Source organism: Streptomyces sp. NPDC013157 (genome assembly GCF_042899865.1).
In the GTDB taxonomy this organism is placed as follows: Bacteria; Actinomycetota; Actinomycetes; order Streptomycetales; family Streptomycetaceae; genus Streptomyces.
The window spans coordinates 670,995-688,344 of the sequence record NZ_JBIBAK010000002.1 but is presented as its reverse complement, the minus strand read 5'-3'; the positions used below and the strand labels follow the sequence as shown (position 1 = coordinate 688,344).

The 17,350-nt window shown below is 72.8% G+C and carries 15 protein-coding genes; 10 read left to right on the top strand and 5 right to left on the bottom strand.

What is annotated here, in order from left to right:
• The first annotated feature begins 153 nt into the window (after positions 1-153).
• The 5 genes from ACFY6U_RS08505 (at position 154) to ACFY6U_RS08485 (ending at position 6,753) form a co-directional block, all read left to right on the top strand.
• Positions 154-2,112, top strand: coding sequence for a DUF1996 domain-containing protein (locus ACFY6U_RS08505; protein ID WP_390036550.1), 1,959 nt, complete (start codon positions 154-156; stop codon positions 2,110-2,112).
• Between the two features lie 250 nt (positions 2,113-2,362).
• Positions 2,363-3,679: a lipase family protein gene (locus ACFY6U_RS08500; protein ID WP_390035958.1), complete on the top strand. Its 1,317-nt coding sequence runs from the start codon at positions 2,363-2,365 to the stop codon at positions 3,677-3,679.
• A gap of 95 nt (positions 3,680-3,774) precedes the next feature.
• The gene (locus ACFY6U_RS08495) at positions 3,775-4,233 is read left to right on the top strand and encodes a flavodoxin family protein (protein ID WP_390035956.1); all 459 of its coding nucleotides are present in this window, start codon (positions 3,775-3,777) and stop codon (positions 4,231-4,233) included.
• A gap of 101 nt (positions 4,234-4,334) precedes the next feature.
• On the top strand, positions 4,335-6,470 hold the full coding sequence (locus tag ACFY6U_RS08490) for a hypothetical protein (RefSeq protein WP_390035954.1): 2,136 nt from the start codon (positions 4,335-4,337) through the stop codon (positions 6,468-6,470).
• Between the two features lie 31 nt (positions 6,471-6,501).
• Positions 6,502-6,753: a hypothetical protein gene (locus ACFY6U_RS08485; RefSeq protein ID WP_390035952.1), complete on the top strand. Its 252-nt coding sequence runs from the start codon at positions 6,502-6,504 to the stop codon at positions 6,751-6,753.
• A 151-nt stretch (positions 6,754-6,904) separates the two neighbouring features.
• Here ACFY6U_RS08485 and ACFY6U_RS08480 read toward each other — a convergent pair whose 3' ends face one another.
• Complete coding sequence (locus tag ACFY6U_RS08480) at positions 6,905-7,579, bottom strand: ATP-binding protein (RefSeq protein WP_390035950.1); 675 nt, start codon at positions 7,577-7,579, stop codon at positions 6,905-6,907.
• A gap of 326 nt (positions 7,580-7,905) precedes the next feature.
• Here ACFY6U_RS08480 and ACFY6U_RS08475 point away from each other — a divergent pair, with 326 nt between their 5' ends.
• The 3 genes from ACFY6U_RS08475 to ACFY6U_RS08465 all read left to right on the top strand — a co-directional run bounded on the left by ACFY6U_RS08475 (position 7,906) and on the right by ACFY6U_RS08465 (position 9,955).
• On the top strand, positions 7,906-8,781 hold the full coding sequence (locus tag ACFY6U_RS08475; protein ID WP_390035948.1) for a helix-turn-helix domain-containing protein: 876 nt from the start codon (positions 7,906-7,908) through the stop codon (positions 8,779-8,781).
• Position 8,782: 1 nt separating this feature from the next.
• Positions 8,783-9,019, top strand: coding sequence for a DUF397 domain-containing protein (locus ACFY6U_RS08470; protein WP_177233215.1), 237 nt, complete (start codon positions 8,783-8,785; stop codon positions 9,017-9,019).
• A gap of 120 nt (positions 9,020-9,139) precedes the next feature.
• On the top strand, positions 9,140-9,955 hold the full coding sequence (locus ACFY6U_RS08465) for an SAM-dependent methyltransferase (protein WP_390035946.1): 816 nt from the start codon (positions 9,140-9,142) through the stop codon (positions 9,953-9,955).
• A 168-nt stretch (positions 9,956-10,123) separates the two neighbouring features.
• Here ACFY6U_RS08465 and ACFY6U_RS08460 read toward each other — a convergent pair whose 3' ends face one another.
• Entirely contained in the window at positions 10,124-10,909 is a 786-nt protein-coding gene (locus tag ACFY6U_RS08460) for an NPP1 family protein (RefSeq protein WP_390035944.1), read from the bottom strand.
• A 233-nt stretch (positions 10,910-11,142) separates the two neighbouring features.
• On the opposite strand from ACFY6U_RS08460, the gene ACFY6U_RS08455 reads away from it, so the two are divergent.
• On the top strand, positions 11,143-12,792 hold the full coding sequence (locus tag ACFY6U_RS08455; RefSeq protein ID WP_390035942.1) for a carboxylesterase/lipase family protein: 1,650 nt from the start codon (positions 11,143-11,145) through the stop codon (positions 12,790-12,792).
• A gap of 6 nt (positions 12,793-12,798) precedes the next feature.
• Here the strand turns inward: ACFY6U_RS08455 and ACFY6U_RS08450 are convergent, their stop codons facing one another.
• Both ACFY6U_RS08450 and ACFY6U_RS08445 read right to left on the bottom strand, forming a co-directional pair.
• The gene (locus ACFY6U_RS08450; RefSeq protein ID WP_390035940.1) at positions 12,799-13,968 is read right to left on the bottom strand and encodes a PP2C family protein-serine/threonine phosphatase; all 1,170 of its coding nucleotides are present in this window, start codon (positions 13,966-13,968) and stop codon (positions 12,799-12,801) included.
• 92 nt (positions 13,969-14,060) lie between these two features.
• Positions 14,061-15,050, bottom strand: a complete 990-nt coding sequence (locus tag ACFY6U_RS08445; RefSeq protein WP_390035938.1) for an aldo/keto reductase — start codon at positions 15,048-15,050, stop codon at positions 14,061-14,063.
• 148 nt (positions 15,051-15,198) lie between these two features.
• On the opposite strand from ACFY6U_RS08445, the gene ACFY6U_RS08440 reads away from it, so the two are divergent.
• Positions 15,199-15,996 (top strand): LysR family transcriptional regulator, encoded by a 798-nt coding sequence (locus tag ACFY6U_RS08440; protein ID WP_390035936.1) that lies wholly within the window; start codon positions 15,199-15,201, stop codon positions 15,994-15,996.
• Positions 15,997-16,097: 101 nt separating this feature from the next.
• Here ACFY6U_RS08440 and ACFY6U_RS08435 read toward each other — a convergent pair whose 3' ends face one another.
• Positions 16,098-17,324, bottom strand: a complete 1,227-nt coding sequence (locus ACFY6U_RS08435) for a cytochrome P450 (protein WP_390035934.1) — start codon at positions 17,322-17,324, stop codon at positions 16,098-16,100.
• Positions 17,325-17,350: the final 26 nt, after the last annotated feature.

The window sequence follows — 17,350 nt, the reverse complement described above, 5'->3', positions numbered from 1 at the left end:
CGCGAGTCTGTTGAACACGGTGGTGCCGTGAGCCGTATAGGGCGGGGGATTTCCATGCCCGGCCGCCCACGACACAGGGGAACGACCTTGAGACGCAACAGGCGCAGACGCCCGACCGGCGCACGGCGCGCGACCTTCGCAGCGGTCGCCCTGATGCTCGGCGGCGCAGGACTGGTGGCGGTGAACGTCTATGCCTCGGCCACCGAGGGCGGCGGGGACCAGCAGGGGCAGGTCGCCACCGGCCAGGTGCTGTCCGCGCCCACGGTCTACTGCCCCGACGTCGGCAGCCGGCTGACCTCGGTACCGGACGGGGCCCGGGCCGACGTCGACGGTGAACTCGCCCGGATGGACCAGCAGATCGCCGCCGCCTACCAGCAACTCACCGAGCACGCCGCCGAGATCGAGCAGAACCCGGGCTTCGCCGACCAGGCGATCATCGGCCCGCTGAAGGAGCAGCGGTCCGCGTCGCTCCAGCGCATCGCCGACGCCATCGGCCGCGAGGGCGACCGTCCGCAGGGCCTGGACGACCTCGCCGCCTGCACCCTGCGCTCGTCGAACCAGGGTGACGGGCAGTCAGCGGCACCGCAGGGCGGTGCCACGCCGAGCCGGAGCGGCCAGGGCAGCGCCGCACCGAGCGAGGGCACCGGCGTCGGCGGCCAGGGCGGCAACGGCCCGGTCGCCGCCGACTACGCGGACATCACCTCCGTCCAGCCCAACGTCACCACCCCGGCCGAGCGGCCCGGCGGCTCCAGCGGCACCTTCAGCTCCAGCTGCGGCGTCAACGCGAACGGACTGTTCAACTCGGACAACGTGATCGTCGCGCCCGGGGTCTCCAACGGCGCCCACCACTTCCACGACTACATCGGCAACCAGTCCAACAACGCCTTCGCCAGCGACCAGGACCTCGCGAACGCCGACACCAGCTGCGCGGACCAGGGGGACAAGTCCACGTACTACTGGCCCGTGCTGCGGCTGCAGAACGGCAAGCAGGAGCGGGACGCCGACAAGCCGGGCGGCGGCACCGAGGGCAACGCCGGGCAGATCGTCACGGCGAAGGAGGTCACGCTGACCTTCGAGGGCAACCCGACCTCCAAGGTCACCGAGATGCCGCGGCTGCTGCGCATCATCACCGGCGACGCCAAGGCGTTCGTCAACGGCCCGGCCAACGCCAACGCCTCCTGGAGCTGCACCGGTTACGAGAACCGGCAGCTCAAGGACAAGTACCCGCTCTGCCCCTCGGGCAGCGACGTCGTGCGCACGTTCAGGTTCCAGAGCTGCTGGGACGGCCGGAACATCGACAGCGCCAACCACCGCACCCACGTGGCGTTCGAGGCCCCCGACGGCAGCTGCCCGGCCGGATTCCAGGCCATCCCGCAGCTGGTGCAGCGCATCGTCTACGCCGTGGACGCGCCGAGCCTCCAGGACGGCGGCCGTACGGTCCCGCTGTTCGCGGTCGATTCGTTCCCCGAGCAGCTGCACAAGCCGGTCACCGACCACGGCGACTTCATCAACGTCTTCGACGAGGGCCTGATGCGGAAGATGGTCGACTGCATCAACTCCGGCCGGACCTGCGGGGCCGGGGCCGACGAGCAGCCGCCGTCGCAGAGCGCGGAGCCGTCCGAGCCGTCCGAGCCGAGCGGGACCGCGAGCCCGGTCACGCCGCCGGCCGAGTCGCAGAGCGCCGAGCCGTCCGAGCCGGCGACCGAGCAGCCGTCGTCCGAGCCACCGGCCGGCACCCCGGCCACGCAGACCGCCACCGCTCCGGGCTCCGGCGGCACCGGGCTGCCGAGGGTCTACGCGACCGCGTCGCCGAAGAAGACGTCGACCACCAAGTCGTCGGGCGGCGGTGTGATCAGCGAGCCGACGCAGCGGCCCGACACCGAGGCACCGACCGCCGGTGACTCCGCCGCGCCGACCGGCACCGCGGTCGCCGCCCCGGCCGGCCAGGAGACCCCGGCCACCGGTTCCGGGACGGAGCCCCAGACCGAACCCCAGGCCGTCCAGGGCGGTCTCGCCGAGACCGGCGCCCACCTGTGGCCCGCCGTCTTCGGCGGCCTGCTGCTGGCCGGCGGGGCCGCGTTGCTCTGGCGCACCAGGCGGAACTCGGTCTGACCCCTCTCACCTACCGGTCAGCGTGTCCTGGGCGGGCTCGAACGTGGGGAGCACCTCGTCGTGCTCCGCGCTGCCGAGCCCGCCCAGCGCTTTTTGTTGACCTACCGTCATATTACTGAACCGTAATCTACCGACTGCTACCGCCGGTAATGCACGGCTCGTTACCGTCGGGTAAACCGCACCCGCCCCGTCGGCCGCTCCGGGGACGTCCGTTGCACCTCCCACGTCCAGCACGTCCAGGAGGTTCCCCATGCCTGTCCGCGTCCGTCTGGTGGCCACCGCCGTCGCCGCTGCCGCCTGCCTCTGTCTCCAGACCCTGCAGGCCACGGCCTCCCAGGCGGAGGTCTCCCGGGGCGTCACCATCCCCGCCTTCTACGACCCGCCTGCCACCCTCCCCACGGCCGACGGCTCCCTCCTACGCACCGAACCCCTCCCGCTGGCCCTGAGCCTGCCGAGCCTGTCCGGCCCGCTGCCTGGCACCGCGACCCGCCTGATGTACAGGTCCACCGACTCGGCGGGCGACCCCGTCGCCGTCACCGGCGCCTACATCGAGCCCACCGCCCCCTGGCTCGGCCCCGGCGCCCGCCCGCTGGTCGCGCTGGCCCCCGGCACCATGGGACAGGGCGACCAGTGCGCCGCCTCCATGGGCCTGCAGTACCCGCTGCTCCTCAACGGCCGGACCGTGTCCGTCGGGTACGAGGACCTGTCGATCTACCGGCTGCTCGCCGAGGGCGTCGCGGTCGTCGTCACCGACTACGTAGGACTCGGCGCCACGGACCGGCTCCACACCTACGTCAACCGGCTCGACGGCGCCCACGCCGTCCTGGACGCCGTACGCGCCGCCCGGAACCTGCCCGGCGCCTCGGTCACCGCCGCCTCGCGCGTGGGCCTGTTCGGCTACAGCCAGGGCGGCGGCGCCACCGCCGCGGCCGCCGAGCTGCAGCCCGCCTACGCCCCGGACATCACCCTCTCCGGCACCTACGCCGGGGCGCCGCCCGCCGACCTCACCGCCGTCACCGCGGCCATCGACGGCAGCGACCTGGCGGGCGCCCTCGGCTGGGCGGTCAACGGCTTCGTCCAGGCCGACCCGGCGCTCGAACCGATCGTCGACGCCCATCTCGGCACGGCGGGCCGGGCCGCCCTCGCCGACCTGTCGACCATGTGCGTCGGCGACGCGCTGCTCGCCTACGGTTCCCAGCACAGCACCGCCTGGACGAACGACGGCAGCTCCATCTCCGACGTCATCGGCGAGGAACCCGCCCTCCAGGCCTTCCTGGACGAACAGCGCATCGGCCGGACCGCGCCCGCGAGCCCGGTCCGGCTGGCCACCGGCGTCAGCGACGACCTCGTCCCGCACGCGCAGGCCCGGCAGCTCGCCGTCGACTGGTGTGACAAGGGCGCGAACGTCACCTACGTGCCGGTCCTTCTGCCGGACGCGGGCCGGGCTCTGCTGAACCACCTCGAACCCCTGCTCACCGACCAGGGCGACGCCGTCGCCTGGCTCACCGCCCGCCTCTCCGGCGTACCGGCCGGCTCCAACTGCCGGAGCCTGCCGGTACAGCCCTGAACGTGCGGCCTCCTACGCGCAGTCCTGCCCGTACAGCCCTGAGCGCCGCCCGCCGCCGTTTGCCGTCGGCGGGCACCGCACGGCAGGGTGCCGGTGTGCCCACCTTGCTGATCGTCCACCACACCCCCTCACCGCACTGCCAGGCCATGTTCGAGGCCGTGGTCTCCGGGGCGACCACCCCGGAGATCGAGGGCGTGCGGGTCGTGCGCCGCGCGGCGCTGTCCGCCACCGCCGCCGACGTGCTCGCGGCCGACGGATACCTCCTCGGCACCCCGGCCAACCTCGGCTACGTCTCCGGCGCCCTCAAGCACTTCTTCGACCAGGTCTACTACCCGTGCCTGGACGAGACGCGCGGCCGCCCCTTCGGCGCCTACGTCCACGGCGGCAACGACGTCACCGGAGCCCTGCGCGCCCTCGACTCCATCACCACAGGCCTCGGCTGGCGCCGGGCGGCCGAACCGGTCACGGTGACCGGAGAGCCCGGTAAGGCCGACCTCGAGGCCTGCTGGGAACTGGGCGCGACGGTCGCCGCCGGCCTCGCCGGGGACGCCTGACCCGGCTCCGCTCGCCGTCACCCGGACGGACGAAGGTGCGGGTGCCGGAGCCAGGGCACACGATGAGAGCAGGCCCTGTCGTCGATCCGAGGGAGCGCCGGATGGCAGCGCAGCGCCGTGCCTGCGGGCCGCCCGCGCAGGAGATGTTGCGGGAGTGCGCCCGTGACGTGGTGGCCGTCGCCGAGGGCATCCGCGAGGTCTCCGCCCGGACCAGCTCCGTCCTCTTCGCCCCGGCGCTGACGGGTTCCGCGCGCCGCCGCCCGCGCACCGGCCTGGCCGCCCGCTGGGCGCTGCTGCGGACGCTCACCAACAGGCAGGGTCTCGGCGGCTCGGCGATCGTCGCGCCCGACGGCGTCGGCCATCTGCTCGGCGCCGCGGGGGAGGCGCTGGGCCGGGAGAGCCTGGCCGCGCTGGTGGCGGTCACCTCGCTGCGGCTGAGGATCGCCGCCGTACTCCTCGACCACCCCGAGTTCGGGCACGACCCGGGCATGCGCCGGCTGACGGACGCCGTCACCGCCGACCACGACCCGGAGGCCGCCGTCCGTGCACTGCGGGCCCTCCTCAAGGACCGGGGCGCCCAGCGCTCGCTGTCCGCCCTCGCCCCGGTCCTGGCGGAACTCCCGGCCGTCCGGGGCCTGCTGGACGAGGACCCGCTGAGCGACGAGACCGCCTGGGCACTGGCCGCGGGAAGGGCGCTGACCGCCGGACCGGTCACGGGCTTCGACGCCTCCCCCCTCTCCGTCTCGGACCATGGCGAGGGCGCCGCCCAGGCCGTCGAACTGTCCGCCCAGGAGGCCCGGTCCATCGCCACCGAGGGCTCCTTCCTCGGCTTCCTGCGCAACATCGACGTGCTCGCGGGCGACGCCCGCCTCCTCGTCCAGGAGGTGCGCGGCCCCGACGGCGTGCTCCGGTACGTCGTCCAGGCACCGGGCACGGCCCCCGGCCGCCCCTGCGACGACTCCCCGCGGGACTTCGCGGGCGCCTGGCGCGACCTGTTCCTGACCGACTCGCCGTACACCCGCTCGATCCTGCTGGCGATCCGGGACCAGGGCATCCCGCGCGGCGCCGACCTCGCGCTGGTCGGGCACGGCGAGGGCGCGATCGCGCTGCTGAACCTCGCGCAGGACGACGAGTTCTGCCGCGCCTACCGGGTCACCCACGTGGTCGCCGTCGGCGCGCAGGTCGACGACCGCAGGCCCGCCGACCCGCGCACCTGGGTCGCCGGTATCACCAACCGGTACGACATCGTGCCGGTCCCGGACGGCCCCGGCGCCCCGCACCCCAACCGGTACCGGGTCGACTACACCGGCCCCAACCGGGAGTTCCCGCGCTGCCACCTGCTGCGCGTGTACATCGACCACCTGGAGACGGTGATCCCGCAGGCCCGGGCCGACGTCGACCGCGCCCTCGCCCCCTACCGGGGCCCGGTCGAACGCACCCGTGTCTACCGGCTCAGGGACCGCGGCCGCCCGCCCGAGGGCTACCCGTTCCTGGCCGTCCCCACCGCCAGCCTCGCCACCTCGGCGGGCCCGGTCGACGTGCCGGTGCGCTACTACGACTCCTCCGCCGCTCACCTGTGCTTCCCGGTCGACACCGACGTGGCCCGCAGCCTGCTGCCCGACGTCGCCTGGATGGTCCCCACCCGGCTCGGCCGCCGCGCCCTCGCCGTGCTCTCCCTCTACGAGCACCGCTGCACCACCATCGGCCCCTACACGGAGCTCGGCCTGTCGGTGCTGGTCGACGACCTGTGGCGGCCGCACGCCTACGACCTCGCCGCGGACCTGCTGCGCCGTGCCGACCTGCGCCGCACCGGGCGTTACGTGGTCGCGCTCGCCGTCGGGACGGAGGAGGCGCGGGCGGCGGCCGAGGAGGTCTGGGCCCAGCCGGCCGTACGCGGATCCGCCGACGTGGAGCTCCAGGGGCGTGAACTGCGCGTGCACGCACCCGAGTTGGGTGTCTCGGTGGAGGGCCGCCCGGGGCCCGGGGCGCGCTGTCCCGAGGCGGACTGGGTGTTCTACGGGCGCCGGGGCGAGAGCACCGTACGCACCCTGGTCCGCGCCCACGGCAGACCGCGCATCCATGCCCGACCCCGGCTGCGGCTGCGGCTGGACGGCGCCCACGGGCCGCTCGCCCGCCACCTCCAGATCCTCGAACTCGACGCCGTACGGCCCGGGTTCGTCCTGACCAGCCCCTGGTTCGTGGCCCGCAGAAGCGCCGGTGCGGTGCTGCCGCGCTAGGCATCCCTCCGAGTACAGGTGAGTGAGCCCCATGGCGACCGAATCCCGTCCCGCCACCGCCGCCCCGGAACTCCTCGCGTACGTGGACGGCCTGAGGGTCGACGCGGACCGGATGGACGGCTATGCCGAGCGGTTGCGCGGAGCCGCCGAGAGGCTGGGCGACTGCGCCGGGGCACCGGAGTGGAGCGGCGCCGCCCTGGAGCGGCAGGCGACGGCCTGCGTCACCGCCGCGATACAACTGCGGGCGGCCGCGACCGCGTTGCTGGCCCACGCGGCGGAGTGAACGGCGGGCCTCGACCGGAGACGCGGCGCGGCCGGGACGCGTCCGTCCCGGCCGCGCCGTGGTGTCGGCGGCTCAGCAGGCCGGAGCGGCGTGGGGTTGTTCCGGGCCGGGCTTGGGGCGGGTGCGGGTCCAGGACGGGTCGGCGGCGGGGTCAGGAGTGGGGGGACGGTCCATGGGGCGGGGGGCCTCCTGGGGCGTGGGGGGAGGTGAGCGGTGTGTCCGGTGCCGTCGACAGCTCGGCCCAGACGACGCGGGCGGTGGGCCGCCCTTCCGGCGCGGCCGTGACGCCCCAGTCGAGACTGAGCGCGTCGACCAGGAACAGGCCGCGCCCGTTCTGCTCGTCGGGTCTGGCCCGCCGGGGTGCCGGCAGCGTGATGCTGCCGTTCTGGTCCTCGACCTCGATGCGGATCCGGTCGGCGCCGGCGTGCACCCGGCAGACGATCCGCCGGCCGGCCGAGTGCACGATCGCGTTGGTGACCAGTTCCGAGGTCACCAGGACCGCGTTGTCGCGGGCCTCCTCGCCCACGCCCCACGAGCCGAGCAGCTCGCCCACGCTCCGGCGGGCGTTGCCCACCGCGCGCGGCGTCGGCGCCAGGTCGAAGACCCGGCTGCGCGGGGCGGGCCGGTCCCCGGAGGCGAACCGGTCGAGGCCTTGCGGCCCAGGGAGTCGACCGAGGCGTTCGCCTCCGGGTGGTCTGGGGATGCCCGTCGCGTCCGACGGGCGGTACGGGCCCTCGGCGGCGGCCGCCAGGGCCGGCCGGGGCAGGCCGGGTATGTGGTCCTCGGGCAGTCGGTCGAGCGGCTGGGGGAGAGAGGGCGGGGCCATCGCCGTGCGCCTTTCGTCCGGCTTCGCAGCGTGGGGGCTGAGCTGTCGCGTCCGCTCCGGGCCACGCGGGGCAGACGACGACCCGTGCCTGGGCGGCGCCGGGCCGCAGCTCAGTCTCCCCCAACTGGACTGCTTCGCCTGCTCCTTGGTCGGTCGGAGCAGTGAGTCCACTCTGGCATCTGCCAACATCGCCTCGCAACCAGCAAGTTGAAAATTGCAAGAAGTGAAGTGCATGCTGCTCCCGACAAGAAGTGATCGAACCCGTGCGTGAACGATCACGAGTACGTGAGACGGTGACCCTGAAACCTGGTGCGAGGGGGTAGGGCGTGACCTCGGAGACCGACTGGGGCGGAGCCCCTTCCGTCCTGCGGATGATCCTCGGCCGGCAGCTGGAGGAGATGCGCACCCGGGCCGGCCTGAGCTACGAGCAGGCGGCCGCCGCGATCGGGGTCAGCCACTCCACGATCCGCCGGATGGAGGCCGCCAAGGTGGCCCGGCTCCGGCTGGCCGACGCCGAGAAGCTCCTGCAGGTCTACGGCGTGACGGACCGCCAGGAGGTCGACACCTTCCTGCAGTCGGTGCGCGAGGCCAACAAGCGCGGCTGGTGGCACACCTACCGCGACGTGATGCCGGACTGGTTCGCCGCGTATCTGAGCCTGGAGCAGGCGGCGTTGCAGATCCGCGCCTACGAGAACGAGTTCGTGCACGGCCTGTTGCAGACCCGCGAGTACGCGGCCGCCCTGCTCGGCGCCGGCAACCCGCACGCGCCGACCGAGGCCACCGAGCGCATGGTCGCGCTCCGCATGCGCCGCCAGGAGCTGATCACCCGGGAGGCGCCGCCGCGGCTGTGGGTCGTGATGGACGAGACGGTGCTGCGCTGGCCGGTCGGCGGCTCCGGGGTCATGCGGGCCCAGGTCGACCACCTGATCGAGATCAACCGGCTGCCCAACGTCACCTTGCAGATCATGCCGTTCGCCAACGGCCCGCACCCCGCCATGCGCGCGGGTGCTTACCACCTCTTCCGGTTCAAGGCTCCGGAGCTGCCCGACATCGTCTATCTCAACGGCCTGGTGGGCGCCGTCTACCTGGACAAGAGCGACGACGTCGTGGTCTATCGCGAGGCCCTGGACCGGCTGGGCGCCCAGGCGGCGCCCGCCAGAAAGACCGAGGCCCTCCTCGGTGCGATTCGCAAGGAGCTCTGACGTGCACCACCCCATACGCAACGGCATCCCGTCCCGGCAACTCGGCGCTCGCGGCTGGTCCAAGCCGTGGAGCGACGACGCCGGCGGCGCCTGCGTCGAAGTGAAGAAGCTCGCCGACGGCCGGGTCGCGGTACGCCAGTCGACCGACCCCGACGGACCGGCGCTGGTCTTCACGCCCCGTGAGATGACGAGTTTCCTGTCCGGAGTGAAGGCGGGTGACGCCGACTTCCTGATGTGATCGGATCTCCCGGAACTTCCTTGCTATGGCTGATCGTTCAACCAACCCCCCACCCCCGACGCACCACAGCGCAGCCCCCCGAACACCCCCGCATCCCTCACCTGAATGGGAGACACGGCGTTGCCCGACAACGGATGGCCGGCCGACCGCATCGACACCGAGAACGCGCACTCCGCACGGATCTACGACTACATCCTGGGCGGCAAGGACTACTACCCCGCCGACCAGGAGGCGGGCGACGCGATGTCCCGGGAGTGGCCCGCGCTCCCGATCCACATGCGCGCCAACCGCGACTGGATGAACCGCGCCGTACGCTGGCTCGCCGAAGAGGCGGGGATGCGCCAGTTCCTGGACGTCGGGACCGGCATCCCCACCTCCCCGAACCTCCACGAGATAGCCCAGTCGGTGTCCCCGGACTCCCGGGTCGTCTACGTGGACAACGACCCCATTGTCCTCACCCTGTCCCAGGGCCTGCTCTCCAGCACGCCCGAGGGCCGGACGGCGTACATCGAGGCCGACTTCCGGGACCTGGCGGACCTCTTCGACGCTCCCGAGCTCCGCGAGACCCTGGACCTGGACAAGCCGGTCGCCCTCACGGTGATCGCCATCGTCCACTTCATGCTCGACGCGGACGACGCCGTGGGTGTCGTACGGCGGCTGCTCGAACCGCTGCCGTCCGGCAGCTACCTGGCGATGTCCATCGGCACCGCCGAGTTCGCGCCCGAGGAGGTGGGCCGGGTCGCCCGCGAGTACGCGGCCCGCAACATGCCGATGCGGCTGCGCACCATCGACGAGGCCCACGAGTTCTTCGAGGGCCTGGAGCTGGTCGAGCCGGGCATCGTCCAGGTCCACAAGTGGCACCCGGACGGCACCGGCGAACAGGGCATCCGCGACGAGGACATCGCGATGTACGGAGCGGTCGCCCGCAAGCCGTAGCACGGGTTCCGTGCCGGGGCCCGGCTCACCTTCCGGGCCCCGGCACGGTCGTTCCACGGGGTACCGGTGACGGTCACCCGTACCGGGGCGGACGGCGCCACGGAGGTCGGGGTCCCGCACGAGGACCTTCCCGAAGGCATCCGCCCCGAGGGCCGGGCCCCGCCCTGCTCAGGCGTTCGGGTCGAACGAGATCCCGGACGGCATGGAGTACCCCAGGTTGGCGTTGAACGAGCCGTCCTTGATCTTGATGGTGGCGTCGCCGAAGTCCGCGTTCATCAGCTTGTCGCGGTAGCCCGCCGGGTAGCCGTCCCAGCCCACCAGGCGCGGGAAGAACCAGCCGCCGGTCACGTTCTCCGGCGGGTCGTCGTCGGAGTTGGCGAACCGGAAGTCGTGGGTGGACAGGCCGTCCTTGTGGTAAACGATCTTCGGGTGGGTGCCGTCGAACCGGATCGCCGAGGCCGCCTGCACCAGGTAGCTGCTGTGCTGGGACACCGAGACGTACTGCACCTGGTTGTTCTGGATCCACACGATCACGTGTTCCCAGTCGTGCCGGTGCCCGATGGCCAACGGCCCGTACGTCGCCTGGTCCTTCTCGAAGTAGCTGGCGTACATCACCGCGCACCAGCCGTTGTTGCACTTCTCGCGCGAGTAGGTGTTGGCGTTGGCGAGCTGCGCGTAGTCGTGGCAGTGGCCGTTGACGTCGCCGCCGAGCTTCAGACCGGGGTTGATGGTGCCGTCGGCGCCGATGGCCGCGGTGGCGTAGCAGCCGTCGCCGTCGTAGTCGTAGGCCGGGGAGAACGTCTGCTCCAAACCGTCGGCGTTCTGCGGCAGCAGCGTCAGGACGTCGGCGTGCGCGGTGGCGGGCACGGCGACGACCAGCGCGAGCGCGCCGAAAGCTGCGGCGAGGGCCTTGCGGAGCGGCCGTCTGCGGGTGGGGGACTGCAGTTCGGTCATGGGGACTCCCTGTCGGTGGAAGGCGCAGCGGAGTCTCGCAGCCGGCTCCTGCCGACGACCACCCTTACGACTTAACTTTGACCCAAAGACAATTGAACAGCTCACCCAACTCGGTTGCTGTCAGACGCTGTTGACCTGCTGTGAGTCCCCCGGATGCGGTTGCCGCGGGGCGTGGCCGGGGCCAGGCTGCTCGTCGGTTCGTCCGCCCCCCCCACCACCCGAGAGGCAACCCCGTGAGCGACACAGACATGCCTTCGGCCCCGTTGAACCGGCGCGGCTTCCTCGGCGCCGCCGCCGCGGCCGGGCTGCTCGGCACGCTGCCCACACCAGCGGAAGCGAAGACCGTGGCCGCCACAGTGATATCCACGGAGTCCGGCCAGGTCACCGGAGTCCAGGGCGGCCTGCGCGGCGTCACCGTCTACAAGGGCATCCCGTACGCCGACACCACCGCCGGCGCCAACCGCTGGCGCCCGCCGCAGCCGGCCCCCGCCTGGGACGGCGTCCGCGCCGCCGACTCCTGGGGCCCCGCCTGCCCGCAGCCGGTCACGGGCGTCCCCGCCGACCAGGTGCCCGCGTTCGGTGAGGACTGTCTGAACCTCAACATCTGGACGGCGGCCACGGGTTCGGGAGACAGCCGCCCCGTCCTGGTCTGGCTGTACGGCGGCGATCGGGCCCTGTGGTCGGGCCAGGAGATCTACAACGGCTCCCTGCTCGCGTCCAAGGGCCTGGTCGTCGTCACCCTCGACTACCGCGTCGGCCCGCTCGGCGGGCTGTCCCACCCCGAGCTCACCGCCGAGTCCGCGTACGGCGGCTCCGGCAACTGGGGGATCCTGGACGTCGTGGCGGCGCTGGAGTGGGTCCGGCGGAACATCGCCGCGTTCGGCGGCGACCCGGACCGGGTCACCCTGGCGGGCTGGGCACTCGGCGCGTCCATCGTGCACATCCTGCTCGCGTCCCGGCAGGCCAGGGGCCTCTACCACCGCGCGCTGCTCTCCTCGGGCGTCCGGTACACGAAGGACCCGGCCCTCGCCCGGGGGCCCGGCCGCTACCGGACCCTCGCCGCCGCCGAGGCCCACGGCGCCGACTTCGCCGCCCGGTTGGGCGCCGCCGATCTCGCCGGCCTGCGCGCGCTGGACGCCGACGACATCGTCGGCGGAGCCGCCGCCGACACCGCCGCCGACTTCGGCCACGTCCTCGACGGACACGTCCTGCCCGACACCTACACCGCCGTCCTGGAGGCCCGCGCCGAGACCGACGTGCCCGTGCTGACCGGCGTCTGCAAGGACGCGAACGGCGCCTCGCCCGACCTGAAGCTGACCCTCGACGCGTTCCAGGCCTACGCCCGCTCCGAATTCGGCCCGCTGGGGCTCGCGGACACCTTCCTGGACCTGTATCCGGCGGACGGCGACACGGCGGCCGCCCAGCAGTTCAGCGCCTACGCCCGGGACGAGGAACGCGTCTCGGCCTTCCTGTGGGCGACCCAGTTCAAGGACACGGCCGCCGACTCCAGTGCCGTGCACACCTACTTCTGGACCCGGGTCCCGCCCGGGTACGACGACACCAACCCGGTCATCGGCACCGCCGCGACCGGCGCCTTCGAGGGCTCGGACGTCTACTACCTGCTCGGCTACCTCTACAACACCGGCCGCCCCTGGACCGCCAAGGACTACGACACCGCCGACACCACCGCCGCCTACGTCGCCCGCTTCGCCGCCACCGGCGACCCGAACGGCAACTCCCTGCCCACCTGGCCCGCCCTCGCCACCGACACCCCGCAGACCATGGAACTCGGCGGCAACCCCGGCACGCTCGCGCTGGCCGACAGCGACGCGAAGCTCACCTTCCTGAAGAGGTATCTGGAGTCGCAGGCCACGGAGTTCTGACGCCCGTCACGCCTGCTGGGCCCGCGCCGAACCGTGGCCGAGGACGCTGCGGTGGTGACGGCGGTGCGCGGCCAGGTTGCGGTGCAGGGCGATCAGGGCCGCGTCGTCGCCGAGGCGGCCGCCCGCGTGCGCCAGCAGATCCCGCCGGATGTGGTGCATCAGCGCCTCCGGAGCGGCGTCCGTCCACTGCGCGACCCGCTCCGCGAGCGGGTAGAAGCGGCCCTGCGCGTCCCGGGCCTCGACGACACCGTCGGTGTACAGCAGCAGGGTGTCACCGGGCTCGAACGAGAACACGTCCAGGGTGCGCTCGGTGCTGCCCGCCCCGGGCACACCGAGCGGCGGCGACGGGTGCAGGCTCGGCACGGTGACCACGTGCCCCGGGCTCAGCAGCAGCGGCGGCGGATGGCCGGAGCTGGTCATCCGGGTGACCGGGTCGTCGTCGGGGATCTCGACCAGCAGCGCGGTGGCGAACCGCTCGCCCGCCTCCTCCGGCGGCTCCAGGTCCGCCGCGTACCGCTGCACGCTCTGCTCCAGGGCGGCGGCGAGGTCCGGCAGGGTGACATGCCGGTGGGCGGACTCCCGGAAGGCGCTCAGCAGCAGTGCCGCCTCGCCGATCGCGGACAGGCCCTTGCCCCGGACGTCGCCGATGAGAACCCGGACCTCGTCGTTGCAGCGGGTGGCCGCGTACAGGTCACCGCCGATCTGCGCCTCGTCCTCGGCGGCCAGGTACAGCGAGGCGATCCGCAGCGGGCCGATGTGCTCGGGCAGCGGCCACATCAGGACGTGCTGCGCGGCCTCGGCGACCGTGCGGACCTGGGCCAGCTGGGCGCGGCGCCGCTCGCGGACCGCGCTGTAGACCACCACGATCACCGAGAGCACCGCCAGTGTGACGATCTGCACGATGTGGTTGGCGGTGGCCAGCCCGCCCTGGAACACGGCGATCACCAACTGGGCGGCCACCGCCAGCGCCCCGACCAGCGCGGTCGCCCGGGGTCCCGCGAAGGACGGGGTGAGCGCCGGTGCGATGACCAGGGCGGGGCCCAGATGGATGTCCTCCGGCGTGCGGAGGTCCGCCACCGTGATCACCACGATGAGCAGGACAGGGAGCAACAGCAGCGCGTGCGACGACTGCCAGGACCGCCGCAGCCCCGTCGCACAGTCCTGCAGCTTGCTCATGCCACCAGCGTGCGCCACCGCCTGGCGACCGGCCACCGCGAGCCGGAGGGCTCCCCGGAGGCCGCACGGCACCCGGGGAGGTTTCCCGCTCCCTAGAGGTTCACGGACCGCATCCCGGCCTCGTCGTAGCGCTCGCCCGCCGCCCGGGGCACCTCGGCCTCGATCCGGGCCAGGTCCTCCTTGGTGAGCTCCACGTCGACCGCGCCCGCGTTCTGCTCCAGGTAGCCGACGCGCTTGGTGCCCGGGATCGGCACGATGCCGTCGCCCTGGGCCAGCACCCAGGCGAGGGCCAACTGGGCCGGGGTCACGTCCTTCTCGGCGGCGATCTCCTTCACCTTGGCGGCCAGCCGCTGGTTCGCCTCCAGGTTGTCGCCGGTGAAGCGGGGACCGGTGCGGCGCCAGTCGTTCGCGTCGAGGTCGTCCGGGGAGGTGAACCGGCCGGCGAGGAAGCCGCGGCCCAGCGGCGAGTACGGCACGAAACCGATGCCCAGCTCCCGGCAGGCGGGCAGCACCTCGTCCTCCGGGTCCCGGGTCCACAGCGAGTACTCGGTCTGCACGGCCGCGATCGGGTGCACGGCGTTGGCGCGCCGGATCGTCTCGGCGCTCGCCTCGCTCAGCCCGATGTGCCGCACCTTGCCCTCGGCGACCAGCTCGGCCAGGGCGCCCACGGTCTCCTCGATGGGCACGTTCGGGTCGACGCGGTGCTGGTAGTACAGGTCGATGTGGTCGGTGCCCAGACGCTGCAGCGAGCCGTGGATCGAGCTGCGGACGTGCTCGGCCGAGCCGTCCTGCGGGCCGATGCTGCTCATGTCACCGGGGACGGCGTCGTCCATCCGGTAGTTGAACTTCGTGGCGATCACGTACTCGTCCCGGTGTCCCCGGATCGCCTCGCCGACCAGCGACTCGTTGGTGAGCGGTCCGTAGAGCTGCGCGGTGTCGAGGAAGGTGACGCCGAGTTCCCGCGCGCGGTGGATGGTCCGCACGCCCTCGTCCTGGTCTGCGGTGCCGTAGAAGGCGGACATGCCCATGCAGCCGAGGCCGATGCTGCTCACCCGAAGATCCCGCAGATTGCGCTGTCGCATGTGACTCCCAGCCTTTCCCGCTGACTCGTTCTCGTCATGGACGCTACGACTTGAAGAGCACTCGAAGTCAAACGGGCGCCGCCCATCCGGTACACCTGGACCCGGAGCCGTACGCCGGACCGTCGCCGAGACCTCCCGCGGAGGCCGCATGCTGCTGCGCCAGCTCGAATACCTCGTCGCGCTCGCCCGGGAGCGGCACTTCGCCCGGGCGGCCGCCGCCTGCCACGTCTCGCAGCCTTCCCTGTCCGCCGCGATCCGGCGACTCGAACACGAACTCGACCTACCGATCGTGCGCCGGGGCCGCCGCTACGAGGGCCTCACCCCCGAGGGCGAGGTCGTGCTGGCGTGGGCGCACCGCATCCTCGCCGAGGGGGACGCGCTCCGCCAGGAACTGTCGGCGCTGCGCGACGGCCTCACCGGTACCCTGCGCCTCGGCATCGTCCCCACCGCCGTCCCCGTCGCCTCCCTGCTCACCGGACCCTTCTGCGACCGGCATCCGCACGCGCGGGTGGCCCTGGAGGCCCTGTCGTCCGCCGACATCCGGCGCGGCCTCGCCGAGTTCGAGCTGGACGCCGCCATGACCTACCTGGACGACGACGAACTCCGCCAGGTCCGCCGCTTCCCGCTCTACGAGGAGCGGCGGATCGTCGACCGGGACGCCGTCGACCGCGCGCTGCGCAGCGGGCAGCTGGCCGGGTACGCGGGCGACGTCTGGTACCCGCAGCCCGCACCCGCCGACCACCCCTGGCGCACCATGACGCACCAGGGGATGACCACGCACATCTCCGGCTCCAGCCTCTCGGCGCAGGCCCGTTACGCGGCCGGCACCCGGGAGATCCTGGAGTCCTGGCCGGCCGGCCGGCCGATCCGCGACGAGTACCTGATCGTCGACGGCGGCCGGCTGGCCGGCACGGGAGCCAGGTCGTACTCGGTGCACACCCGCTGAGCAAACGCCCCTGAAGGGGCGCTGGGGGTACCCCCGGCCGAAGGCTGGGGGAGGAACTGCGCGACCAGCCACGACGGCGCAGCAGCCGACCGACGGCACACTCAGGGATTCAGCCGGACCGGCAGCTCGAAGAGGTCGTTCTGGGTGACCACCGGCTTGTTGCGGAGCTCGGACGCCGGTACCGCGAGGTCCAGGCCGGGGAAGCGGTCGTACAGCGCGGGCAGCGCCACGCCCGCTTCCAGCCGGGAGAGCGCCGCACCCGGGCACACGTGCGGGCCGTGCCCGAAGGAGATGTGCCGGTTCGGCGACTCCCGGGTGATGTCGAACTCCCCGGCGCTCGGCCCGTGCGCCTCCTCGTCACGGCCGATCGCGGCGTACGACACGATCAGCGCGTCGCCCGCCGGGAGCACCTTGTCGCCGACCGGCACGTCCTCGGTGGCGAACCGGATCAGCACGTGCGAGGTCGGGGTGGACCAGCGCAGGGTCTCCTCGACCACCGCCGACCAGTCCACCTCGCCGGAGAGCACCTTGGCCCGCTGCTCGGGGTGGGTGGAGAGGTTGACCACCGCGTTGACGATGAGGGAGATCGTCGTCTCGTGGCCGGCCGCCACCATCAGCTGGAGGGTGGAGACGATCTCCTCGTCGGTGAGGTGGTCGCCGTCCTCGGAGGCCAGGATCAGCGCGCTGGTGAGGTCGTCGCCGGGCTCGGCCCGCTTGGCGGCGACCGTCGCCGCCATGATCCCCGCCAGCTCGGTGAGGGTCGCGACGACCTCCGCCGGCGGCGTCTGGGTCGAGAAGAACTTCTCGAACAGCACCTTCAGACGCGGCAGTTCGGCCTCGTCGATGCCCATCAGGTCGGCGACCACGTACATGGGCAGCGGGTAGGCGAAGGCCGCCTTGAGGTCGACGGTCCCGTCGTCCGCGGGCAGCGCGTCCAGCAAATCCTGGGTGAGCTTCTGGATCCGCTCCCGCATCTGCTCCACCCGGCGCGGGGTGAGCGCCTGCGCGACCAGCGTGCGCATCCTGCGGTGGTCGGCTCCGTCGACGGTCAGCATCGAACGGCCGGGGTTGGCAAGGCCGATCAGCGGCCAGTCCGGCGCGATCTCCCCGCGCTGCCAGGCACCCCACACGTTGATGTCCTTGACCAGGCGGGGGTCGGTGAGCAGCGCCTTGGCCTCGGCGTGCCGGGTGACCGCCCAGACGGGCACCCCGCCGGGCAGCTCCACGGCGGCGAGCGGACCGGCGGCGCGCAGCCGCGCGCTCTCGCCGTCGAGGTCGGTGACGAAGGGGTCGAGGGCGATCCGGGCTTGTTCGGTACCGGTCGTCATCGTGACGTGCCTCCCAGGGCAGGGTC